The 24,470-nt window shown below is 36.1% G+C and carries 25 protein-coding genes and 1 pseudogene; 10 read left to right on the forward strand and 16 right to left on the reverse strand.

Annotated features, from left to right (window positions below; translation table 11 throughout):
- Window positions 1-50 precede the first annotated feature (50 nt).
- On the forward strand, window positions 51-1,205 hold the full coding sequence (kdpDN, locus tag QUF93_RS06215) for a KdpD-like non-kinase potassium sensor (RefSeq protein ID WP_289358160.1): 1,155 nt from the start codon (window positions 51-53) through the stop codon (window positions 1,203-1,205).
- A gap of 221 nt (window positions 1,206-1,426) precedes the next feature.
- On the opposite strand, the gene QUF93_RS06220 is transcribed toward kdpDN, so the two are convergent.
- Window positions 1,427-1,924, reverse strand: a complete 498-nt coding sequence (locus QUF93_RS06220) for a DinB family protein (protein WP_289358161.1) — start codon at window positions 1,922-1,924, stop codon at window positions 1,427-1,429.
- Between the two features lie 189 nt (window positions 1,925-2,113).
- Window positions 2,114-2,212: pseudogene (locus QUF93_RS06225) on the reverse strand (SDR family NAD(P)-dependent oxidoreductase); the annotation flags it as partial.
- 257 nt (window positions 2,213-2,469) lie between these two features.
- On the opposite strand from QUF93_RS06225, the gene QUF93_RS06230 reads away from it, so the two are divergent.
- The 3 genes from QUF93_RS06230 (at window position 2,470) to QUF93_RS06240 (ending at window position 4,928) form a co-directional block, all read left to right on the forward strand.
- Window positions 2,470-3,432 (forward strand): tubby C-terminal domain-like protein, encoded by a 963-nt coding sequence (locus tag QUF93_RS06230; RefSeq protein WP_289358162.1) that lies wholly within the window; start codon window positions 2,470-2,472, stop codon window positions 3,430-3,432.
- Window positions 3,433-3,725: 293 nt separating this feature from the next.
- Entirely contained in the window at window positions 3,726-4,580 is an 855-nt protein-coding gene (locus QUF93_RS06235; protein ID WP_289358163.1) for a patatin-like phospholipase family protein, read from the forward strand.
- A gap of 144 nt (window positions 4,581-4,724) precedes the next feature.
- The gene (locus QUF93_RS06240; RefSeq protein ID WP_289358164.1) at window positions 4,725-4,928 is read left to right on the forward strand and encodes a hypothetical protein; all 204 of its coding nucleotides are present in this window, start codon (window positions 4,725-4,727) and stop codon (window positions 4,926-4,928) included.
- Window positions 4,929-5,076: 148 nt separating this feature from the next.
- Here the strand turns inward: QUF93_RS06240 and QUF93_RS06245 are convergent, their stop codons facing one another.
- Window positions 5,077-6,378 carry an NCS2 family permease gene (locus QUF93_RS06245; RefSeq protein WP_242213553.1) on the reverse strand — a complete coding sequence of 434 codons (1,302 nt, stop codon included), beginning with the start codon at window positions 6,376-6,378 and terminating at the stop codon, window positions 5,077-5,079.
- A 224-nt stretch (window positions 6,379-6,602) separates the two neighbouring features.
- Here QUF93_RS06245 and QUF93_RS06250 point away from each other — a divergent pair, with 224 nt between their 5' ends.
- From QUF93_RS06250 to QUF93_RS06260, 3 genes are all read left to right on the forward strand, one after another.
- Window positions 6,603-7,469 carry an SDR family oxidoreductase gene (locus QUF93_RS06250; RefSeq protein ID WP_289358165.1) on the forward strand — a complete coding sequence of 289 codons (867 nt, stop codon included), beginning with the start codon at window positions 6,603-6,605 and terminating at the stop codon, window positions 7,467-7,469.
- A 221-nt stretch (window positions 7,470-7,690) separates the two neighbouring features.
- Complete coding sequence (locus tag QUF93_RS06255; protein ID WP_289358166.1) at window positions 7,691-8,452, forward strand: L,D-transpeptidase; 762 nt, start codon at window positions 7,691-7,693, stop codon at window positions 8,450-8,452.
- A gap of 164 nt (window positions 8,453-8,616) precedes the next feature.
- On the forward strand, window positions 8,617-8,868 hold the full coding sequence (locus QUF93_RS06260) for a hypothetical protein (protein WP_002116347.1): 252 nt from the start codon (window positions 8,617-8,619) through the stop codon (window positions 8,866-8,868).
- A 12-nt stretch (window positions 8,869-8,880) separates the two neighbouring features.
- On the opposite strand, the gene QUF93_RS06265 is transcribed toward QUF93_RS06260, so the two are convergent.
- The 13 genes from QUF93_RS06265 to QUF93_RS06325 form a co-directional block, all read right to left on the reverse strand.
- Entirely contained in the window at window positions 8,881-9,822 is a 942-nt protein-coding gene (locus QUF93_RS06265; protein WP_289358167.1) for a carbohydrate kinase family protein, read from the reverse strand.
- Entirely contained in the window at window positions 9,819-11,294 is a 1,476-nt protein-coding gene (locus QUF93_RS06270; RefSeq protein ID WP_289358168.1) for a glycoside hydrolase family 32 protein, read from the reverse strand. The genes QUF93_RS06265 and QUF93_RS06270 overlap by 4 nt, the downstream gene beginning before the upstream one ends.
- A 17-nt stretch (window positions 11,295-11,311) precedes the next feature.
- A complete protein-coding gene (locus QUF93_RS06275) occupies window positions 11,312-12,688 on the reverse strand; it encodes a sucrose-specific PTS transporter subunit IIBC (RefSeq protein WP_289358169.1) in 1,377 nt (458 codons plus the stop codon).
- Between the two features lie 136 nt (window positions 12,689-12,824).
- Complete coding sequence (locus QUF93_RS06280) at window positions 12,825-13,811, reverse strand: LacI family DNA-binding transcriptional regulator (protein ID WP_289358170.1); 987 nt, start codon at window positions 13,809-13,811, stop codon at window positions 12,825-12,827.
- Between the two features lie 117 nt (window positions 13,812-13,928).
- Window positions 13,929-14,144, reverse strand: a complete 216-nt coding sequence (locus tag QUF93_RS06285) for a DUF1540 domain-containing protein (protein ID WP_001115399.1) — start codon at window positions 14,142-14,144, stop codon at window positions 13,929-13,931.
- A 73-nt stretch (window positions 14,145-14,217) separates the two neighbouring features.
- A complete protein-coding gene (locus tag QUF93_RS06290) occupies window positions 14,218-14,679 on the reverse strand; it encodes a thioredoxin family protein (RefSeq protein WP_289358171.1) in 462 nt (153 codons plus the stop codon).
- A gap of 12 nt (window positions 14,680-14,691) precedes the next feature.
- Window positions 14,692-15,111, reverse strand: a complete 420-nt coding sequence (locus tag QUF93_RS06295) for a disulfide formation protein C (RefSeq protein ID WP_002150462.1) — start codon at window positions 15,109-15,111, stop codon at window positions 14,692-14,694.
- A gap of 166 nt (window positions 15,112-15,277) precedes the next feature.
- Complete coding sequence (locus QUF93_RS06300) at window positions 15,278-15,526, reverse strand: YhdB family protein (RefSeq protein WP_128283120.1); 249 nt, start codon at window positions 15,524-15,526, stop codon at window positions 15,278-15,280.
- A gap of 122 nt (window positions 15,527-15,648) precedes the next feature.
- Entirely contained in the window at window positions 15,649-16,158 is a 510-nt protein-coding gene (locus tag QUF93_RS06305; RefSeq protein WP_289358172.1) for a PCYCGC domain-containing protein, read from the reverse strand.
- A 45-nt stretch (window positions 16,159-16,203) separates the two neighbouring features.
- Window positions 16,204-17,313 carry a GerAB/ArcD/ProY family transporter gene (locus QUF93_RS06310; RefSeq protein ID WP_289358173.1) on the reverse strand — a complete coding sequence of 370 codons (1,110 nt, stop codon included), beginning with the start codon at window positions 17,311-17,313 and terminating at the stop codon, window positions 16,204-16,206.
- A 12-nt stretch (window positions 17,314-17,325) separates the two neighbouring features.
- Entirely contained in the window at window positions 17,326-18,408 is a 1,083-nt protein-coding gene (gene gerYC / locus QUF93_RS06315; protein ID WP_289358174.1) for a spore germination protein GerYC, read from the reverse strand.
- Entirely contained in the window at window positions 18,405-19,910 is a 1,506-nt protein-coding gene (locus QUF93_RS06320; protein ID WP_289358175.1) for a spore germination protein, read from the reverse strand. The genes gerYC and QUF93_RS06320 overlap by 4 nt, the downstream gene beginning before the upstream one ends.
- Window positions 19,911-20,034: 124 nt before the next feature.
- Window positions 20,035-20,631: a hypothetical protein gene (locus QUF93_RS06325; protein WP_289358176.1), complete on the reverse strand. Its 597-nt coding sequence runs from the start codon at window positions 20,629-20,631 to the stop codon at window positions 20,035-20,037.
- A gap of 232 nt (window positions 20,632-20,863) precedes the next feature.
- On the opposite strand from QUF93_RS06325, the gene QUF93_RS06330 reads away from it, so the two are divergent.
- The 3 genes from QUF93_RS06330 (at window position 20,864) to QUF93_RS06340 (ending at window position 24,343) form a co-directional block, all read left to right on the forward strand.
- Window positions 20,864-21,424 carry a nitroreductase family protein gene (locus tag QUF93_RS06330; protein WP_002116365.1) on the forward strand — a complete coding sequence of 187 codons (561 nt, stop codon included), beginning with the start codon at window positions 20,864-20,866 and terminating at the stop codon, window positions 21,422-21,424.
- A gap of 114 nt (window positions 21,425-21,538) precedes the next feature.
- Entirely contained in the window at window positions 21,539-22,957 is a 1,419-nt protein-coding gene (gene spoVR, locus QUF93_RS06335; RefSeq protein WP_289358177.1) for a stage V sporulation protein SpoVR, read from the forward strand.
- Between the two features lie 108 nt (window positions 22,958-23,065).
- Window positions 23,066-24,343: a neutral/alkaline non-lysosomal ceramidase N-terminal domain-containing protein gene (locus QUF93_RS06340; RefSeq protein WP_289358178.1), complete on the forward strand. Its 1,278-nt coding sequence runs from the start codon at window positions 23,066-23,068 to the stop codon at window positions 24,341-24,343.
- The last annotated feature ends 127 nt before the right edge of the window (window positions 24,344-24,470 follow it).

Below are 24,470 nucleotides of genomic sequence, written 5' to 3' on the forward strand. Positions count from 1 at the left end.
TGCTACCTCAATCTAACGGATTGAGGTAGCGTTGTTTCGAAAGAAAGGTTGTGAGTGTTTTGTATGCGGATGACTATAAACCGAAGTTTCAAAGGCGAACACCAGAAGAGTATTTAGAATATATTCGTCAGCAAAATCGCGGGAAGTTAAAGCTATATGTAGGAGCGGCACCAGGCGTAGGAAAAAGTTATAAAATGCTCTTTGATGCAAGAGAGATGAAAAAAGAAGGTATTGATATTGTAATTGGTTTAATTGAAACACATGGAAGAAAAGAGACGGAAGAAGCAATTGCTGATTTAGAAAAAGTTCCGTTAAAAGAAATACAGTATAAAGGGAAAGTATTTTATGAACTTGATGTAGAAGAAATTATAAAGCGGGCACCACAAATTGTTGTTGTGGATGAACTTGCGCATAGTAATATTCCTGGGTCGAAAAATAAGAAACGTTACATGGATGTGCAGGAATTATTAGATGCCGGTATATCTGTATTATCAGCGTTTAATATTCAACATTTAGAAAGCGTTCATGACATTGTGGCTCAAATTACGAATGTAAAAGTACGAGAACGAATTCCGGATTTTATTTTGCAAAAAGCAAATGAAATTCAGCTCGTTGATGCAACGCCCGAGGTATTAAGGAAGAGATTAATAGATGGAAAGATATATAAGGAAGAAAAAATAGAGCAAAGCTTACAAAATTTCTTTACGCTCAATAATTTAGGGGCATTAAGGGAATTATCGCTTCGTGAAGTCGCAGATGATATGGATGAGAAAATTAGCCAAACTGTTATAGAACCGATTGGCGTGAAAGAAAAAATTCTCGTTTGCGTACAATACAGTTCAACAGCAGAGAAATTAATACGGAGAGGTTGGCGCATGGCAGATCGGTTAAACGCTGAATTGTATGTCTTAAACGTAGAAAGAGAAAATATAGATTCTCTTTCAGTAGGAAAAAAGCAAACAATTGAAGAGTGGAAATCGCTGACGAATCAATTTGATGCGAACTTTGTATTAGAAGAAGCGAAAGGAAGAAAGCCAGCGGACGTTATTATTGAAGTCGCAAAAAGACTACAGGTGACACAAGTTTTACTCGGGCAATCGGCGAGAACGCGGTGGGAAGAAATAAGAAAAGGTTCTATTGTAAATGAAATTATGAGAGAAACGAAGTATATTGATATTCATATTGTTGCGGATCAAAGAGCTTAAAATAGAGACCTCCTTTCGGGAAGTCTCTAAGGTGTTGTGTATGAGTATACTACTTCTACTCATTAGGTAGCATAGTAAAAAAATTCAAATCCGTCAGGGTTTATTTGATAGCCCACTTTTATAACATCTATAAACGATAATAAAATACTACATGAAAAGACCATATTTTGTATAAAAATATGTCTTAAGTTGATGGGCATGGGATGGAACCTTATCCTTGTTTAGACCGGATATCCGCCTGTTGGCGGTGGCCAAGCACTAAATAATCTGCGAATCAGCACAATTTCTCCTAAATGGTAGGAGTTGTGAGATGCAATATTGCGTAGAACACCGCCAGGGGTTTCACCAGGCCATTCCTCCAATGTCTGGTCCAATTGAACAGTTTGGGCAATCGTACATGCCTGTTCAATCCCTTGAAGAAAATACTGAATACTCTGTTGCCACTCTTCCTCACTGGCAGGCCATTCTTCTTCAGGCCAGCTCTCTTTTACATGGGCAGGCAATGCAGGCTTCTTCCCCTGAGCGGATAATAAGAGAAAATCTTGCCAGTAGGTCATGTGTTTCACTAATTGATAAATAGAATAAGGTAGTTCCTCTCTGCGTTTTCCCGCAAGCGCCACGTCTATATCCGACAAAGCATTCTTGATGGGAAGATGTCCTCGTTCTCCTCTTAACGATTTTACTAATGCCTGGCTAAACGCTTTATTTGATTGCTCCATAATAACTGACTCCCATCCTGTTTTATTTTCTAATTTGCTGATTTTATGGTTCCGTCTCTTTTATATGCACTAAATATATTAGAGAAGCTTTACGACTATTAAGAGAAAGTAAAATAAGGCAAAAATAACAAGAATCACTGACTTCTTAATGTACAGGAAATCGTTGATTTTTATTTGACTTGTACCTTAATGTACAATTGTAGTAACAGATAAATCAAAGGTTCGAATGACAACATCCAGGTCTGCGTTAATGTCAGCCACTTTTGATTTTAGCTTTTCCGATTCCTCCTGAATTTTATCCAATTGATATTATTGTGAATGAACTATGAGTTGATTATAATGATTAGAGTGAACTCTAAGTCAAGAAAAAAATAATAAAAGGATAGTTATTCTATTATGAGGGAGTTCGCGAAGCAAAAATAGCGCTACTATACTAAGGTCATTCATGTGTGATAATACATTAATTAAATATACGTATATACATAGTTTCTCAGAGTGATGCGATGTCAGGTATGAGCTGTGTAACAACTAGAGGTGAGTGAAGGATGTTAACGTTTTTATTTGAGTTAGACAAGGGTATTCCGCAGAAGGATGAGCCACGGTATGTTGCTTATGCAAATGGCTTTATCGAAGGGGGTTTAACGATTTGTGTGGGTGACAGAGTACTTATTCAGAAGTCATGCATGAAGGTCGCAGAGCTTGGTATTTATTTAGGACAGTGGATGGAACAAGTGCAACACGGGCAGAACGTACATATGAATTATGAAACGACTGACCGTGATGAGGTAATTCTTGGTTTCTTTTATGAAGAGGACAATCAGTGGAAGATCTCTTCCAGTTGGCAAGAATTTGAACTTCAGGAACGTATATCTACTACAACATTAGTAGAGAGCGTTCAACGCTATTTGCATGGGCTAAATAAGGAACTGCGCGCGATAGAATATCCTGTGACGTTTGATCAGTACTTAAGAGGAGAGCGAATGATGCAGCTTTCTTACAAACGATTGTGTGATAGTAAAGCGGACATGAAGCCGATAGAGGTTTACAATGGAAGCAAACAAGTAGGCGTAGTACGGGGCTATTATAAAAATACGTTGATGAAAGTGCTAGACTTCATTCCGAAAGTTGGTAGTAATATTAATTACGAAATAAAGGATAGTAAGGACAATATTCGTATCATTGCAAAGGATGTAAGTAGGCGGCGCCAAAGAAAGATTTTAGTAACGTACATCGATAATAATGATGTAGAGCATGAAATAATGGTATGTGACGGAAAGTTATTGGATGCAAATTTCTTATTTACCTTTACATATAAGACAGAAGAATATGCTGTTCACAAAACTTCACTTGGGATCGGAAAGTTATTACGAAAGGGCTATGTAATCGCAGATTGGAATATTCGTCTTGAGGAAGATATGTATTACATCGAGATGAATGTATATGATGATAATTATCTAGAGGATCAATACTTACTGTTAGGCGTATTTCATGCGGTTTTGTATGGGTGATAAAGTGAAACTTTAATCAGCCCGACTCCCACCTAACTTCTTCGCTTCAGCTGAATTTTGAGGTGGAAGTCTTATTGCCCGCAAATAGCGAGATAAATGAGAAGTACCGGTATTCTTCATGGGAAGGATGCCGGTATTTTTTATGTGGTTCTGGTGCTACTCCTAGGAAAAGAAAAAATCCCTCCATTTCAAGCCTTTTGAATATAATTTCTGAAAGAACTCGTATATAATAGAAAAAGATACTTAACATAGTGAATAATTAAAGAGTCAATATATATAGAGGAGAGAGTAACATGCTTGAAAATACGGGTTTAGTATTAGAAGGCGGCGGTATGCGCGGTGTATATACTGGCGGGATATTAGAATACTTTATGGAACAAGATTTATATTTTCCGTATGTAATCGGTGTATCAGCTGGTGCTTGTCATGCAGCGTCGTATCTTTCCAGACAAAGGAATAGAAATAAGACAGTAAATATTGATTATGCATCACATCCGCAATATTTATCTTATAAAAACTTATGGAAAAAGCGTCAATTATTTGATATGGATTTCATTTTCCATGAAATTCCAGAAAAACACATCCCATTTGATTTTGACACATACTTTAATAGTCCAGAGCGTTTCCTTGTAGGGACGACGGATTGTGAAACAGGACAACCCGTTTATTTTGAAAAAGAGGGAACGAATGATGATGCGTTAAATTTATTGCAAGCGTCTAGTTCATTGCCTTTCATTGCACCAGTAGTAAATTACCGTGGTAAGCAACTGTTAGATGGCGGGATTTCAGATCCGATTCCAGTTCGTAAAGCACAGGAAGATGGGTTTGAAAAATCAGTCGTTATTTTGACGAGAAATCATGGTTATGCGAAGAAAAAGTCAAAATTTGGTTGGGTTGCAGCGAAAGCTTATAAAAAATATCCGAACCTTGTTAACACGATGCTGAATCGGTATGAAGTGTATAATGAAACACTTCACTACATTGAAAAAGAAGAGCAAGCGGGTAATTTATTTGTCATTAGACCAGAAGTGCCTCTTCAAGTAGATCGTATGGAAAAAGATAAGGCAAAATTGCAAAGTTTATATGAGCAAGGCTATGAAGATGCAAAGAGACAATTTGCAGATTTACAGGCATTTTTGCAAAAATAATAATTAGGCTGTGGAGAAGGAGTTCTCCGCAGCCTTTTTTATTATTGATTTATAACTGAATGTCGAATGCCATTTTAGAAACAATTATATACGTTTTTTCGTTATGGTATAATATGGATAAAAGTATGTGAAGGGATGATACATATGGAAAATGTATATAAAGGGCTTAGACATACTGGATTTACTATGATACTTATTTTTGGTGGTGTATTTCTACTTCGCTGGTTCATTCATGGTGAGATGCTACTGGATCAGCTTATTGGGTTTAGTGTAGGAATAGTGATGGTTGTTTCTTCAGTTTTCATTCAAAAGTATAGTAAAGAATTACAGGTGAATGAAAAGTATTAAAGATTTTTAACTCCTTTTATATTTTTCATAGTTAAGTAGTTTAGGCGTGGAGGAGGCTTTCGTATGATTGTTGCAAAAGGAAAGTAGAGCATCGGAATTCGATGCTCTACTTTTTTATTTATAAAAAAATCCCTCACAAAGAGGGATTTTAATGTGGTAAGAATACCAATTGATAAGCAAACAAAATTCCAAATAAATATATAAGTGGATGAACAGCGCGGAATTGTCCTTTTGCCACTTTCATAAGTGGGTATGAAATAAATCCAAGTGCAATCCCTGTTGAAATACTTGATGTAAGTGGCATGCTTAAGATTACTAAAAATGCTGGGAATGCTTCATCGAATGTGTCCCAATCAATATATCGAACTGAACCCATCATAAGACTACCAACGATAATTAATGATGGTGCTGTAATAGCTGATACGCCAGAAACAGCGCTCACTAAAGGTCCGAAGAATGCTGCTACTGCAAATAGTACAGCTACTGTAACGGTTGTTAAACCAGTACGTCCACCAGCTGCAACACCAGCAGATGATTCAATGTAAGCTGTTGATGGTGTTGTTCCGAACATAGCTCCAATTGTTGCTGAGAATGAGTCAGATAGAAGAGCTCGTCCTGCTTTTGGAAGCTTTCCGTCTTTCATAAATCCGCCTTGTTGTGCAACGCCAAGCAATGTACCTGTTGTATCAAATAGTGTCACAAGGAAGAATGAGAACACAACGCCGTATAATCCGTAGTTAATTACATCAGATACAGCAGTAATTGGATTTGCAACGATAATTCCTTCTGGTAATCCAGGTATTGACGTAACGCCATTTGAAAATGTTAATTGACCTGTGAAGTAAGCGATAATCCCAGTTAATAACATTCCGATAAATAGTGCCCCGTTTATATTTAAAGACATAAGGATAATTGTAATTCCAAGGCCAGCTAATGCTAGTAAAACAGGAGGGGAATGAAGATCACCAAGTCCAACTAAGTTAGAGTCATGTTGGGTTACAATTCCTGTTAAGCGTAAACCGATAAAAGCGATAAAAAGACCGATACCAGCAGTAAGTGCATGTTTTAAGTTTTCAGGAATTACTTCCATTAATTTTGTACGGAATGATGTAAATGATAACAAAATTAAAATCATACCTGCTACGAATACAGCAGAGAATGCAATTGCGAAAGTCATGCCTTCATGAGCTTTTACAACAGAGTAAGAGAAGTAAGCATTTAATCCCATACCTGGTGCAATTGCGATTGGTAAGTTTGTAAAGAGCGCCATAAATAATGTTCCGACAACAGCAGCGATAATTGTTGCTGTAAATGCTTGTTCGAATGGAACACCTGCATCACCAAGGATGACAGGGTTTACGACAATAATATATGCCATTGTTAAGAAGGTAATAATACCCGCCATAATTTCAGTTTTAATAGAAGTTTTATGTTTTGAAAGGTTAAACATATAAACATCCTTTCTTTTTACGAATAATTTCCACAACAGTTATATATAATATTCGTTTTTTATGTATTTTGCAATAGTTTTGCATAAAAACTTTAGAACAATTCATATTTTATGTCTTAAATTCGAATATTACCCGTATGGTTGCTTGTGAATTGCGGTTTTTTAATGTGTAAGTAGTTTTTATAATTGTGCACATTATAAGAGAAAAGGAGTTGAAGGAAGTTATGCCGCAGCAAAAAAACTTTTTAACAATGCCCGCGCAACATCAAAATAAACAGCCTGGTATTGAATCATTAATGAATCCTCTTCCAAAGTTTGAAGATCCAAATTATAAAGGAAGTGAAAAGTTAAAAGGAAAGAATGTGTTAATTACGGGGGGAGATAGCGGGATTGGACGAGCTGTGTCCATCGTTTTTGCAAAAGAGGGAGCAAATATTGCGATTGCTTATTTAGATGAGGATCAAGATGCAAATGAGACGAAACAACTTGTTGAAAAAGAAGGCGTGAATTGTGTATTACTGCCGGGAGATTTGAGTAGTGAACAACATTGTAAAGATGTTGTGGAAGAGACCGCCCGGCAGCTGGGAAGTTTAAATGTTCTTGTGAATAACGTCGCACAGCAATATCCGCAGCAAGGACTAGAGTATATTACAGCGGAACAGTTAGAAAAAACGTTCCGTATTAATATTTTTTCTTATTTTCATGTTACAAAAGCAGCACTCTCTCATTTAAAGCAAGGGGATGTAATTATAAACACAGCATCTATTGTTGCGTATGAAGGAAATGAAACGTTGATTGATTATTCTGCAACGAAAGGAGCAATTGTTGCTTTTACAAGGTCGCTATCTCAGTCCCTTGTACAAAAAGGAATTCGTGTAAATGGTGTTGCACCAGGTCCAATTTGGACACCGCTTATTCCATCTAGTTTTGATGAGAAAAAAGTATCACAGTTCGGAAGCAATGTTCCTATGCAAAGACCTGGGCAGCCGTATGAATTGGCACCTGCATATGTATATTTGGCGTCTAGTGATTCGGCCTATGTAACAGGACAGATGATACATGTAAATGGGGGCGTTATTGTAAATGGATAGTTTTCATTTATAAGAGCAAAGTAAAGCTAATTGCATTTACCCCGCTATTTGGGAGCAGTAAGACTCCTACCTCAAAATTCGGTGAATGCAAGGAAGTTAGGTGGGAGATACCTGCCCTTAAATGCCCGATTGGTGAAGGCTAATACGCAGTAGGGGATGGACAAAACCCCCACCGAGTAAAGTTTCACTTTATTATGATGTTAGTGCTAGGGAGGATTTAGATGAAGAAAGTATGGTTTATCGTAATCCTATTTTTCTGCCTACCAGCTAGCGTTTTTGCTAATACAGATCATTTAATATTAGTTAACCTTACGACAAATCAGCTGTCTTTTTTTGAAGATGGAAACTATACTAGGACATTTCCGATAACGACAGGAAGAGACAGGACCCCGACACCTGAAGGTAATTTTTGTATTATAACTAAATATAAAAATAAAGAATATCATCGTAAAAAAATAGCTGGGGGTGCACCGAATAATCCTCTCGGTACGAGGTGGCTCGGTCTGGATAAAAAGGAATATGCGATTCATGGGACAAATCGGGAATGGACGATTGGAAGCAGGGAATCGAATGGTTGTATTCGCATGCATGATCGGGACATACAATGGTTATACGACCGGGTACAATTACAGACGAAAGTAATTATTTCTCGGTTTTATACGAGTCCTGAATATGAAGCATATAAGCTTGGTTATCGTGTTGTGAGCTGGAATGGTCGTAAAGTGGAAGAAGAACAAATTGGAATGCTTACGTTAGTAGATCGTGTAAATATATATTGGCAAGAACCAAATGGACAATTGACGAAAGTAAAAACGGTATTGCCAAATGAAAAATATACAGTGTATTCCAAACGAAAAGATGGAATGTATTATATAGGAAATAATTTGTATATTGCAGATGAAACGGGAGAAAAAATTCGTTATGAGCAATTACCTTATTCGATTTTAAGTAATATATATAAAAGAAAATATAATGTTCCGTAATAGCTACCGTGTATAGGCGGTAGCTTATTTGTGATGAAGTTTAATTCGAGTGTTTTCATTTTTTTGATTATGAGTCCATACCAATCGCGGGATAAAAAAATTGAAACAGCAACTATTATATTTTGCTGAATATAATACAGTACAGATTGGGAGGCGGTTACATTATGAAAAGTGAATTTGCATTTAAAATTTTCTTAGTAACGACCTGTTTATTTATCGTGTATTTGTATGCGTTTCTTGTCTTTTCTTTTTATGTTCCATATGTTGATTTAATATTGTTCTTCGGATTTATCTGGGCGTTTGTTAAAGCGAGGGAAGGGGAGAAGAGTGTATATCGACGCATTACTTTATGCGGGACGGTCCTTCTCGTTATTTTGTACTTTTTTATGATGCATGATTTTTGGAGGGGAATGTAAAAAAGCATACGACTAATCGTATGCTTTTACATCTGTTAATGATGGCAGAGAGGCAATTGCACCGTAATTTGTACATGTGATAGCGCCTACTTTATTTGCAAAGGAGATAAACGCTGTTAAATCTTTGAAATGATGAGAACGTGTATGTTCAATTTTGGCAATCTGATATAACATTGCTCCAACGAAAGCATCCCCAGCACCAGTTGTATCAACTTGTTGAATGGAAATAGAAGGGACAATAGTTTGACCTTCATTTGTTGCAAGAAGGGTACCGTCTTTTCCAAGTGTAATAGCCACTACTTTTGCACCATAATTTAATAATTTGAGTGCAGATTGTTGTAAATCACTCTCTTTAGAGAGCATAGTAGCCTCTTCTTGACTTACTTTTACGAAATGTGCGTGTTTTATAAAGGTTAAGCAATCTTGAGAAAATTGTTCTGTATTTGTAATGAGCGCACTTCGATAATTTGGATCAAAAGAAATAAAATGGCCGTTATCTTTCGCATATTGTAACAATTGGAAATACGTTTCTTTTAACGGGCTTGATAGTAAAGCTGTTGCTGAACCGAAATGTATTAAATCATTCGTTTTTATTTTTGATAAATCAATGCTATTAAATTGATATTCACCATCTGCACCACGCATAAAAGTAAAATCACGTTCGCCATCTTGATCGATGGATACGAATGCAAGTGTTGTTTGTTTATCTTTGATGAGCATTGAAGTATCAACATGAGCACGTTGTAAAGTTTGTTCAAGAAACTCACCAAATGGATCGTTTCCTACTTGTCCCATAAATGTAGCGTGTCCACCTAATTTTGTAATAGCAGCAGCAACGTTAGCGGGCGCTCCACCAGCTTTTTTTTCGAAATCTGAGCCGTCTACTAAAGAAACGTTGGCATTTCGGCAAACAAAATCAATTAATAGTTCACCTATACAAAAGACATTTCTCATACAATCCCTCTTTCCAGTTTATACTGTGTAATGGTAAAGTTTAGTTTTGCATCTGAAAAGATTGCGATATGATGTTTCATGTCTTTTCGCGGGAAGACTCGTGATGTAAAGACTGTTGAACCATCGTATAAGAAAATTTCCACGATGCTTTTATCTACAAATATTTGTAGTTCTATCGTATCTTGAATATCGATTTTTTTACAGCGTTCATACCCATATTCTCCGCCAAATTGATGGTAGAATTTGCTCCTGTCTATAGAAACAGTGTCTTGTTCACGATTAAATGTAATTGGGAGACATTCCTCTTCATTGTGGAAGAGAGAAAGCCCGAATCTGCTCGCATCCTCTGTTTTAAGAGTGGCAATTAATTCATATGAGTCTTCATGATCAAGTGTTGATAATACGTTTAGTCCAGTTGTTATATCTCCTGAAATTTCTTTTTTTGCTGTTCGTAGTTTTGTTAGTTCTGAAACTGGTTTTTGTTTTAATATGTTATCTTCTAATGTTAATTCTCGTGGAAGTGTTAAACAATGAGCCCACATATAATCATCAGAAGGATATGTGATTTCACTTGATCCTGCCCAAGCAAACAATAGGCGACGACTAGTAGAATCTTCTAAAGTTTGAGGGGCGTAAAAATCGAATCCTTTATCAACTTCGTAATAGGAATCAATATGGAAATGTAAATTTTCAATATCGAAATTCCCCACTGCGTAAATGACATTGTATACATTTTGAAAACTTTCTCCATCTTTTTCAATTCCTTGTGGTGAAAAGAGGAGTACATCTTCCCCTGATAATTGGAAGTAATCAGGGCATTCCCACATGAATCCGAATTCTTTTAAGTTTGTTGTAATTTCGCCTTGGAAATTCCAATTGTATAGGTCTTGTGACTTGTATAGTAATAGAGTTCCCGTTTTATTTTCGCGTTGGGCACCGAGTAACATATAGTACATATCGTTATGTTTCCATACTTTTGGATCGCGTACATGTTTTGTATATCCGTCAGGAACTCTATCAATAATAGGATTATTACTATATTTCGTCATCGTATATTGCGAATTCATTGTCACCATACATTGTTTTGCATCACGGGAATCATCAGACTTTTTTATATTCCCTGTATACAGTAAATGAAGAAGCCCGTCTTTTATGATAGCACTGCCAGAATATGCACCGTGTGACTCATAGCTTTCAGTAGGGATGATGGCTACAGGCATACGCTCCCAGTTAATAAGATCTTTTGATTTCACATGACCCCAATGCTTCATTCCGTGAATGGGGCCAAACGGATACCACTGATAAAAAACGTGATATTCATCATTGTAGTATGATACACCGTTAGGATCATTCATTAATCCAAAAGGGGGATGGATATGATAAATTGGTTTCCATGAATCTTGATTTGCAATTTCATATAAAGAATGTAATTCGTCTTTATCGGATTGCAATATTGTTTTATATTTTGACATAGGTTTTCACCCCGTTATTATTTACTTTCTTTATATAAAATGAATGTGGCAACAAAAGCAGTAATAACTGCAATAGCGAAGCCAATTATATAGTGAATCATGTTCATCATGCCAAGAGGTGCAACAATTGTAAGCATTGGAATGCCTGTTAAACCGTATGCGTTAGCCGCCACTTGCATCCAAACAACGTAAGCACCTCCAATTGCGCCGCCAATAGCTGCTGCAATAAATGGTTTACCAAGTTTTAAATTGACACCAAAAATAGCTGGTTCTGTAATTCCTAAAAATGCTGAAGCTGCTGCTGGAATTGCAATTTCTTTCGTTTTTTTGTTTTTTGTTTTGAAATAAACTGCTAAAGTAGCACCGCCCTGTGCAACGTTCGCCATTGACCAAATAGGGAGTAAGAAGTTGACACTGATATCTTTATTTGCGAGTAAGCCGGCTTCAATAGCGTGGAAACTATGATGTAAGCCAGTAAGAACGATTGTTGAATATAGGCCACCGAATATAAGGCCAGCTACTGGTCCTGCAAATTGATAAATTGTATTTAAAAGGTACGTAATACCGTCACCGATTTTATATCCAATTGGTCCGATAATAATAAGTGATAAAAAGCCAGTTATTATAATTGTTAAGAATGGTGTAACTAATAAATCTAAAGAGTTCGGAACGCGTTTTCGAAGTTCTTTTTCAATCATACTCATAACATATACGCATAATAAAATAGGTAAAACAGTGCCTTGATAGCCAATCATATCAATATCCATACCAAGAAAATGTAAAACGGTTGGTTTTGCATTGGAAAGAGTCCAAGGATTCGTTAAGCTTGGGTGAGTTAATATACCACCAATAACTGCACCTAAGAAAATATTTCCACCAAATTCTTTAGCGGCACTAACCCCGATTAAAATAGGTAAAATAATGAAAGCTGCACTTGAGAACATATCAAGCAATTGGATCAGTGAGTGATCTCCAGGAACTAATTTAAACGCTTTCAACATTCCGAGTAGACCCATAAGTAAACCGCTTGCGACGATAGCTGGAATAATTGGAACGAAAATATTAGATAGTGTCTTTGCTAGGCGGGCGATGGGATTCATTTTTTTCTTAGGTATATCGCTTGATTTTGTAGAATCCAGTTCGGCGCTTCCAATTAGTTTTGAGAATTCATCATATACTTTGTTTACTATGCCAGTTCCAAAAATAATTTGATATTGTTCAGTCGTTGCGAAAGCACCTTTCACTCCATCGATGTTTTCGATTTCTGGCGCGTTTATTTTTGTATCATCTTTTAGTACAAGACGAAGGCGAGTAGCGCAATGTGTAGCACGAACAATGTTTTCCTTTCCGCCAATATTCTGTAATACTTGTGTTGCAATTTGTTTCATATCCATAAAAATTCCCCCTTACTATAAATTCCTTATTTACGGAACCGGTTCCACAAGTGATTAAAATAAAAAACAGGGAAGTGATGTGAAGAATCCTGTTTTTAAAATGTGGAACCGGTTTTAATTTTATTATAGAGCGCCTTTAAATTTTGTCAACGCTTTCTTGAATTTTTAATGTATAGCGAGAGTGTAATATTTTTGATATAGTTTTGTTTTCAACAAGCTGTGAAAGAGAAGTAGCGGCAAGCTTTCCTGCATACTCGTAGTCAAACGCAATTGTCGTTAAACTAGGGTGCACCATTTCAGAAATATCATATCCTCCGAATCCTGTTACAGAAATATCATCTGGTACAGAAAGCGAGTGGGAGTGAATGACTTTCATTGCCCCAAGAGCAATGTTATCTGTAGCACATACGATAAGAGTCGGGCGATTATTATCTAAAATATGTTGTACTTGCTTCATGGCATCTTCTATTCGGAAAGTTGTTTCGTAATAAGAAACGTTGCAAGTTGGTTCTAAATTTTCAATTGCTTTTTGAAAACCATTTTTTCGATTTATACCAACAGAAATATCATCTTTTTCTACCCCTAAATAGGCAATATGTCGATGGCCTTGTGATAATACGTATGCTCCTAACTCATAAGCGGCATCATAATCATCGTGAACGAGGCAATATTGGTCTTTATACTCTTGACCAACGAATAAAATAGGGATATTTGAATTAGCGATGATTTGCTGATGTTCGTTCGTTAAAGTTTTTGTTAATAAAATAATGCCAGCTACTTTTTGTTTTATAAAGTTTTCCATCGCTTGTATTTCAGTTTCGATTGTTTGATTTGCATTTGCTACAAGCATTTGATAGCTATTTTCCTGTAACGTATTATCGATTCCAATAAGTGTTTTCATTGTAGCGAAGGAGTCTAATCGGGGGATAATAACACCAATTAAATTTGTTGTTTTTGCTTTTAAACTTTGAGCAAATGTGTTGGGAGAGAAATTTGTTTCCTGAATAATACTTTCAATTTTTTGTTTTGTTTTATCACTTACATATCCGCCGTTTAAGTAACGAGAGACAGTGCTTTTTGCAACCCCAGCCAATTTGGCAATATCTGCAATTGTTTTAGCCATAGTATTCCACCTTCGTATTCATAAAAATGTTAACTTTATTATAGGGAGAATTAAAGGTGACGTAAACAAGAAGAGTGAAAGAAAAAACCACCTCACGTATATGAGGTGGAATAATTGTTAATATTTTGGCTTAAATGTATGACAACAAGTTTCTACACTCGTTGTTACAGAACTTTCAAGCGTCTCGTTTGTTAAAGTTGCGCCTGTATACGAACTGTTTTCAATTTGATCTGCTTCTTGTGCATCAGGTTGAACAACGATCGCACTTGCTTGACAAAAGTTACCTTGTCCCCAAAATGAGCAATTAGAAACAGAGCATTTTACTTCTGGCATAAAAACCCCCTCCTTATACATTAGTGTGGGATTTTACCCGGATTTCATGTATAGAAGGAGTTTCCTTTTCTCGTTATTTCTTCGTTTGCTCAAGCCATTCTTTTAATTTGTCTTTCGGTTGTTCCCCGCTAATACGGCTCACTTCTTTGCCATCTTTAAAATGAATGATTGTTGGAGTTCCTTTAATTTTATATTCATCCCAAGGAGCATCTAATTTTTCAATATCCATAACTTTCATATCAACGTTCAAGTCTTTAGCCATTGGTACTACAATAGGAGATAATTTTTGGCAATGAACGCAAGAGGTTTGATAAAAGTATACTGTTTCTTCTTTTTTCTCTTTTAAATTCTTTTGGAGATCTGAAAGAGAGATTTTATTTGTGTAGTAGTCAGGACCATCTGTTGGACTACTAGTAGTATTATTAAGTTTTTGACTTTGACTTGTGGATGCGCTTTTTTCTTCCATTTGTGTTACAGCGAAAATTGCTGCAAACAAAGCGATAATAATACCGCCAAATATAAGCATTTTTTTCATTCTTTCATCTCCTTATTTGTTTTTAATTACAATAAAGCTGCAAATAGCAATTGTGATAAAGCCGATAAGTGCTAAAAACGGGATTGTCACAAAGCCGAACCAGTTTATGTATTCTCCCGTACAAGGTACGCGTCCGCAAGCTGCTCCTGCAGCTGATAGTGCTGAAATTTTTTGAATTGCATAGTGATATAAAGAAATACAAGCACCAATACTTGCAATTGGTAAGGAATAACTTGCAATGCGATAATCTTTTTTTACTACAGCAATACCGAGCCATAAAACGAATGGATACATGAAAATACGTTGATACCAACAAAGGACACAAGGCTCAAATTTCATGATTTCGGAAAAGTATAGGCTACCTAGCGTAGCAATAAAAGAAGCTCCCCATGCAGTAAATAAAGCATATTCTTGCTTTTTTTCTCGTCCCATATTTTATACCTCTCTTATAATAGTTACATACTAAATTATAGTATGAAGTAGTACAGAAAAGAAAGAGAAAATATGTTTATCAATAAAAGTTTTGTAAAAGAAAACTTTTATTGATATAGAAATGTTCAAAAAAGCGCCATTCTCTTAGAGAGAATAGCGCTATATTTTACATTTGAATTTGCTCTACTTCTTCTACATGTGACTTTTGGGATGCATGGTCAATATATTGAAATAGGAGCTGCAATTGTTTATCAACTTGTGGTAGTTCTTTACTGTATTGATAAGCGTGTAAAAAGTGTTCAATACGTTTAGAAAATAACTGGTCATTCGTTTGAACCATTAAAACGAGTAATTTATCCCAATTACAGCAATACGTGTAATAGAGAGCTTTGTCATAGTCGTTATATGTTTGCACTGTGTACCCTCCTTACTGAGGAGTTATATATAGTGTGTGACAAGCAAGGAGAAATACACTTGAAAGAATTTGTTAAGAGAAAAAGTGAATGAAAAGAAAAAAACGAGGTATCTCCTCGTTTTTTAAGCTTTTGGCATTGGCGTAGGTGTTGGTTTCCCATATCCTTCTTTGTACTTATTATCAATAAAATTACGAATTTCAAGTGTTGATTTTCCTTTTTGTTTCATCGAAGCAGATTCAACTGCGATTTCTAGGCAATTTACACAAGTTGTTGCATGGGAATCCCAAACAACTTCACCATTCTTTTTGATTTCACGAATAAAGCAATTTTTATTATTTTTATGTCCTACACTTTCGCCACAACCGCAGTAACAAGGGATCCAATCTAATAGTTCAGCATTTTGTCCAGCGACAGTGTAGATGTCTTTCATTTGTGGATCAAGCTTGTCTAGGAAGGTTGGAAGTGTGTCGACTCCTTTTGTCTTTTCTTGAATGTCAGCTTGCTGAGTATGCGTGGCATGATCATGCTCTTCTTTTGATTCAGAAGATTTTTTGTCATTTGTACCAGTACTTCCGCATCCAGAAAGAATTAGACTCAGTACTGCAAGTAAAGAAAATACATACTTTTTCATTCGCTTGTCCCCTTTACAAATGTATTAACCAAATTGTATCAAATATCATGGTGCGTTGGGTGAAGATTTTTTCGACTGATTTTTGAATCGCCATCGCAGTGAATGGAATAGAAATAAAATCGGGATATAAGCGTATACAATATATAATCCAACCTGAGAGAGTACTGTATTTAATGTGTTGATACTTTCACGGTTTGTGAAAAATAAAGACGAAATAAATATAGCTGCGATAAAAAATGGCAATGTAATTTTAAACGGTATGTGAAAGGAAGTTTTACTAATGCGACAAGAAGACCAAATGGTTAAACAAAGATTAGGTAAAATAATAAGAAACCAGAGAAAAATAATAATGTACTCAAATCTTTGGATAAAAGGAACTTTAATGATTTTTAGCATCGTTAATGTTGGCCAAATTGTATGATGTAGTTGCCCTTGGCTATAGTACATAAAGGACACGATTGCTAGTAATACGTATAAAATAGTTGTAAAGGCAATACCACCGTGTGCCCATTTATGTAGTGACTTTCCTTTTTTAATAAGTGGATAAAAGATAAGAATTGCTTCAAATCCAAGAAATTCTAATGCAGATGATTTTGCTGAGTATAGAATGTCTACAGGTGAATGGGTAAGAATCGGTAAAATGTTACGGACATGTGCGTATTTCATAGGGAACACTAAGAAAAGTATTACGAAAATCGGTATTACGACGCCCCAAAAACATATTCCTGTTACAGAGCGGAAGCCACCTTTTATTACATAATACGTCACGAGTAAAAATAAGAACGTTAATTTCCATGGCTTAATTGTAGGAAAGACCCATACTTGAATGACTTCAATATATGTACGAAGCACAGTTAGGCAAAATAAGAGAAGATATGCAGCAAAGCACATAGACAAAAAAGTTCCAATCCATTTTCCGAAACATGTCGTATGAATGGTCATTAAATCATTATCTTTATCTAACATTTTTAACATACAAAACAGTACGAGATGAGTTATAATACCCGCAACAATAAGGGACATCCAAGCGTCATAACCAGCATATTGTGCAATAATTCGTTGATATCCTAATACCCCTACTCCAATTTGAAGAGAGTGTAATAAAAGAAATGTGAAATAAGGGGAAACAGTCATTGTTTTATTTTGTTCAGCCATTGTGACACCTCACTATTCTCCGATACCAGATTGCACGACATTGATTTGCACATGAACAGCAACATCTAAATTAGGGTACATGTCTTGAATTTGTTTTATCGTCCATTTTCGTGAATGACTACGAATTTCGTCTTGTATACCTATTGGATCCACTTCTTTTTCTTGGAATTGTTTTATTAATTCGTTTAAATGTTTTTCAATTGTTTTTTCTACATGTTTTTTTACATATTTTATATTCTCTGTCTTCGTTAAATCGAGCCAAGGTGGAGCGTTTTTTATGAGCCCATTTAATTTGAGTTGAATATGAATTTTCGGGATGCTACCAGTATCCGAAATAGAGCAAACGCTCTTTCCAGATAAGTTTTGAGTGGAAATTAACCCTTTATGCTTACCTTGACGTATTGGAACTTCGTAGCGCCCATTTTTAGTTGGATCAATGAGTAATTTGAATAAAAAAGATCCTTTTTTATCTGTATACATAACCACTTTATCCTTTTTTAAAAAAGCGAGTCCCTTAATGGAGGCAGACTTGTCTTCATCCACTTTAATATAAGGAAGAAATGGATCGCATCCTGATGAATAATAGTTATATAAAAAAATATTTAAAGCAGTTCGTGGAATCGTTTCATTTTCTATATTTTGCTCCAGTAAATCAGATAAATATAGTGATCCATTTGATTTAATATGTTTGAGCAGATGTTCGGTTGAACCATCTACAAGTGCTAGTTGTACGTCTCGACCAACATTGGGATCACGTTGTAGGTTGTTAATAATGTCACCAATACCTTGTTCACCAAATGATTTTCCGAATAGGGCAACACGCATTTGTCCCACGGCGATAGTGTGTGGTGATTTGGCATTTAGAAGTGAAGAAATTGTTTCAATAGTGCCGGCAGTAGTTGACTGAGTTTCTGGTTTTGATTGAACATCTTTTGTGTAATCGGGATATAAAATCGTCCCGCGAAATTTTTTATCCTTCGTTATATCGAATCCACCTACATGAATAATTCGCTGTGTGTCTACTATATTCGGTTGTATACATCCGGATTGGAAAATTAAAACGATAATAGCAAAGCATAATAAAATATTTTTCATTTTTCCTCACCATCACGTTTTTCTTTCGCTTCGTTTGGATTATAGCGCCATTTCTTTTTTGGTCTTAGAAAAGAGGCCCGCCCAGCAGTTTGACTAAATGGTAAGCGAAGGAGTCCTTCTGCTGTTCCTAACCCGCGGAATGGGTATAAAGGTAATAAATAAGGTGAACCAAGTGATTTTAAGCGAATTAAATGAGCTAATATGAATACGAATCCGACGATAAGACCTACGCCGCCAAATGCTCCAGCTAAGATGATGAGAGGGAATCGTAATATCCGGATGGTGGAAGACATTTTTACTGTTGGTGTTGTAAAAGACGCAAGCGCAGACAACGCAACCGCGATTAATAAAATAGTGCTCGTTAAAGCAGCTTCAACAGATGCTTGTCCAATTACAATCCCGCCAACAATACCAATCGTTTGTCCGACTTTAGTCGGTAAGCGTGCTCCAGCTTCGCGAAGTAATTCAATTGTAATTTCTAAAAAAAGTGCCTCTAAAACAGGTGGGAAAGGTACATTAGCTCTAGAATAAATAATAGGACCAAGTAAATCAGCTGGAATCATTTGATAGTGATACGTTAATACAGCTGTATAAATAGCTGAAGAGAATAGAGAGAATGCTGCCCCGAAAAAACGAACCATTCTAAGAAACGAGCCTGCTATCCATGGTAAATAATAATCTTCTGGAGAGACGAAGAAATCAAGCAACGTCGCCGGTCCAGCTAATGCATAAGGCGAACCGTCCGTTAAAATAACAACGCCTCCATTAATGAGTGCATAAACAGAACGATCTAAGCGCTCTGTAGGTAATAAAACAGGGAAGGGCGAGTTACTGTTATCGCTAATAAACTGCTCAATCATAGTTGCATCAAAAGGAACATCAAAGTCAATGTCTTGTAGGCGCTGCATTGCAGTATTGATGTGCTGTTCATTTGTAATGCCTTCGATGTAAGCAACTACGACTTTTGTTTTTGATATAGAGCCAACGACAACTTCTTTGAAAACTAATTGCTCCATTACGATATTTCGGCGAAGTAAGTGTATATTTGTATCGATATTCTCAACGAACCCGACTTTTGGACCGATGACACTATATTCATTCTCTGTATCGTTATATAACCGTGTACCTAAAACCGAACTTTCAGCACGAATAAGTGCATATTCTGCTGAATGAGCATCAATTTTTAGTTGTATTAGTACATACCCGCTTAATAGTTTTTCGCGGATATCATCAATAGAAGGGTTAGTGATAATTTCCTCGAGTGTGACGATATTTGCTATATCACTTATATTTTCAATGTGATCTAATTCTTTTTTTATAGGTGTTAAAATGAATCGATTAATGAGGAGTGATTCGGCTGTAGATTTATAATAAAACAAACACAATGTTCCATCGTCTACTACGTTATAAGACACGAAATCACTGGATTCTTTCATAGTGTGGATAAACTCCGGAATAGAACAGAGTGCTTTTTTCTTCTTTTTAGATGATAAACGGAACATTTTCTCCCCCCTTACTACATCATTTGCTTATGTTAGTTTTTGGGAACGAGGGGAATTTATACTTGAAAATTGAAAGTTTATAAAGAAAAGGAAGAGTATTAAATATCTCTTCCTTTTTGGCGTGTTAATTTGTTTTCTTCTCTTTAATAGACTTCACTAATTTAATCATCTCTGCTCGTATATCTTCTCTTTTAACATTTAATTTTTCCGCGATTTGTTTAATATCCATCCCATCTTTTTTCATTTTTAGTACATCATCGAGAGAGGTATTACTTTTTTGGGAGATGATTGTTAACACAGCAAGATGACGTAAGCCGATGTTATACTCTTTCATTTTTTGTTTTAGCTGATCCGGTGTGGATTTTTGCATAGTTGCTAACTGTTGTAATAAAGCTTTCTTTGTTTCTTTATTCATATGATGCTTTTTCAACTTACTCGAATCTACACCGAAATGCGCTGCTGTTTTCTCCCAAGAGTTATTTTGTTTATAGTAAGCTAAAACGTCTTTAATTTCCTTTTTGCTTATTCTTGCAATGTGAGCAGCTTTCCAAATTTCATGTTTGTTATAGCCGAGTTTTTCTAATGATTGCATTTCTTCTTCTGAAATTGGTTTATGATGATGCATTGTTACTTCTTTTGGCGAGGCAGCGGAAGCAGGGAAAACAGACACTCCGCATAATAATGCTGCCATAGTCATACTTACTGCGATTTTCTTGTACATATAAAACTCCTCCTAGATGGATAATGTGGAAAACTCACACATATCATTTCCATAAAATGTGAAAAACTTGTGAACAAGTTAAGTTTTTTTATTCACAGTATTAAAAGAAGTTTTTCTTGGTTTTCCAACATAAAACATTGATTAATAGTGAAAAATTAGGTTATAATCGAAATTGAAAATCAATATCAATAACGAATTTATACATATAGATAAAAATAAGGGAGAGAAAAATATGACTACATATACTTCCATCGCAAACGTTATTAAAGAAAGACGTTCTGTTCGTACATTCACAGATAAAGCAGTAGAAAAAGAGTTATTAATTCAATTATTAAACGACGCAACATGGGCACCAAATCATAAACATCGTGAACCGTGGAATTGTAAATTATACATTGGAGAAGGCCGTCAGAAATTAGTAGACGCAGTATTAAACTCTTTCACAGAAGAAGAAAGAGCGAAACGCGGCAAAATTTTATCTGACCGTTTCTTAAGCACACCTGCACAAATCGTTGTTTACATTAATGAAGATCCACGCCAAATTCCACGTGACGAAGATTACGCTGCAACATGTGCATTTATGCAAAACTTCCAATTGCTTGCTTGGGAGCGTGGCTTAGGATGTGTTTGGAAATCAGGAGGATTAAACTACAATCCACTATTTATAGAAGGAATTGGTTTAACAAGAGGTCAACGTATCGTTGGAATTCTTCACATCGGCTATTTCGATAAAGCACCAGAAGGAAAAGCTCGTACACCGATTACGGAGAAAATGGAGATTATTGAAGGTTAATAGATGAGACATTCTTGTTTTTGCGGGGGTGTCTTTTTATTATGCAATCAATCCTCATGAAAGCTTGTTCCCCATCATACACTTTCTTAAGGGAAAGTGTAAGGAGGGAAAATAATGAGAGCAAGTGACGATAAAGCGCTGCAATATGCAATTGCGGAAATTACGGAAATTGCGACTGGATTTGGGCTTGATTTTTATCCGATGCGTTATGAAATATGTCCAGCGGAAATTATTTATACATTTGGTGCATATGGGATGCCGACGAGGTTTTCACATTGGAGTTTTGGAAAGCAATTTTTCAGAATGAAGTTACAATACGATTTGGGACTTAGTAAAATTTATGAACTCGTTATTAACTCTGATCCATGTTATGCCTTTTTATTAGATACGAATTCTTTAATTCAAAATAAACTAATCGTGGCGCACGTTTTAGCGCACTGTGATTTTTTCAAAAATAATATTCGTTTCTCTAATACGAAACGTGATATGGTGGAGAGCATGTCAGCAACAGCTGAACGTGTGAAGGCATATGAGCATAAGTATGGAAAGGCAGAAGTAGAAACATTTTTAGATGCAGTACTCGCTATTCAAGAACACATTGATCCGTCACTTATGCGCCCGAAACTTGCATGGAGTATCGATGATTTAGAAGAGGAAGAAGTAGACAAGAAAAAGGCATCACAATACGATGATTTATGGAATTTAGATGATCGACATAAAACGAGGGAACGATCCAATATACGCAAAAAGAAGAAGATTCCACCGCAGCCAGAGAAAGATTTGCTCCTCTTTATTGAAGAATATAGCCGTGAGCTTGAAGAGTGGCAGCGTGACATATTAACGATGATGCGCGAGGAAATGTTATATTTCTGGCCGCAGCTTGAAACGAAGATCATGAATGAAGGCTGGGCTTCGTATTGGCATCAACGCATACTTCGTGAAATGGACTTAACATCTTCTGAAGCAATCGAATTCGCGAAATTAAATGCAGGTGTCGTACAGCCGTCAAAAACAAGTATTAATCCATACTACCTCGGTATTAAAATGTTTGAAGATATTGAAGAACGCTATAACAACCCGACAGAAGAAATGAAAAGGCGTGGTGTAAAACCAGGTTCTGGTCGTGACAAAATCTTTGAAGTACGGGAAATCGAATGGGATGTATCGTTCCTAAGAAACTATTTAAATAAAGAACTCGTAATGAGAGAAGATATGTACTTATTCCAGCGCCAAGGAAAAGAATATAAAGTAATAGATAAAGAGTGGGAAAATGTGCGTGATCAACTCGTAAATATGCGTACAAATGGAGGTTTCCCGTACTTAGTAGTAGAAGATGGAGACTACTTAAAGAACGGAGAATTGTACATTAAACATAGTTACGAAGGAATTGAGCTCGATTTAAAATACTTAGAAAAAGTATTACCGTATCTTCATCAGTTATGGGGAAGAACAGTGCATATGGAGTCGATTGTGGAGAGTAAGGGTGTTGTGTTTTCTTATGATGGGAAGATGGTGCATCGGAAGTATGTGTGATGGAAAGAACGGACATAGAATGCTGTGTCCGTTCTTTTTTATTTGGAACAAAGTTAAATATGCTATTCTTGAAGAAAGGGAGTTACATATAGAAATGGAGCAATTCAAATGAGCAAAGTAGGGGTATATAAGGTAGATATTACGCCACCTGTAGGTATTGATTTTATCGGATACCATAGAGATACAGGAATTAATAATATTGAGGAGCGTATTTACGGTACGATCTTTGTATTTGAAAAAGATGAAATAAAAACGGTGTTTATAAGTATTGATAATATCGGGATGTTAGTAGAAGATACGAATATTATTCGTGAACGAGTAGCGAGTGAGCTTCATGTGCCAGTTGAGCGAATAACAGTTGTTTATACACATACACACTCTGGTCCGGAAACAGTTGGTGATCATCCTTTAATAAAGTCGTATAAAACGATTTTACTAAATAATGTAGTGCAGGGTGCTGTTACTGCAAATAAAAATATGAAGCTATGTGAAGTTGGATGGGGTGTTACGACAGGTGATATTGGAGTAAATCGAAGAGAGAGAACATCTGATGGAAAAGCGAAGATGGGAACAAATATAGAGGGTGTTGTAGATAAACGAATTGGTATGTTAGCGATGAGAGATGCTGCAACGAAGGAGCTATTTGGACTTGTAGTATTTTGTACTGCGCATCCGAATGTTTTAAAAGGTGATAGTGATGTATTATCAGCGGATTATCCAGGGATGACGAGAGAGATTCTTGAGAAAATAGTAAACTGTCCTGTTATTATTGTTCAAGGTGCAGCTGGAAACGTGAACGCGAAGTATCGTGGTTCAAGGGAAGCGTTAAAACAAATGGCCTACATGCTTAGTGGACATGTATTAACGATGTTGCCAACAGTTACTTATAGCCCGATTGTAAATTTAAGAACAATTTCGAGTACGATGCAAATGAAGTTGAAGGATATTCCTGAAATTGATGAGATACGAAGCATGGCTCAATTAGCTGAGAAGCAGTGGGGCGTGAATACGGATGAATGGCTTGCTATCGTTTTAGAGAAATATAAGCAAGGTATTCGGCAGTTAAGTATCGATTTAGAAATTCAACTGTTTCAAATTAATGATGGTATGTTCTCTGGGATACCGATGGAACCTTTTTCAGAAACTGCGTTAGAAGTGAGAGAGAGTCTTCAAGATGAACTAGCTTTCTTTGGTGGCTATACGAATGGATATATTGGTTACTTACCGACAAAAGAGGAATATGCATATGGTGGGTATGAAGTGGAATTAAATCCTGTTGTGTATGGGCCGGTTACAAACTTGTTGATGCCGCCAGAGGAGAATACAGCAGATTTCATTGTACAGAAAGTTATAGAAATATACGTAAAAGAACCTGGAGCTATCTAGGTTCTTTTTTGTTTCGAATTTGTGAACAAAAGATATATATATTGAAAATGATTTTTGTATATTTTATTATATACCCATACGGGTATGAGTTTTCTGTTTGTAATACATGGAGAAATTAAATAATAAA

Source organism: Bacillus hominis (assembly GCF_030348325.1).
Classification (GTDB): domain Bacteria; phylum Bacillota; class Bacilli; order Bacillales; family Bacillaceae_G; genus Bacillus_A; species Bacillus_A hominis.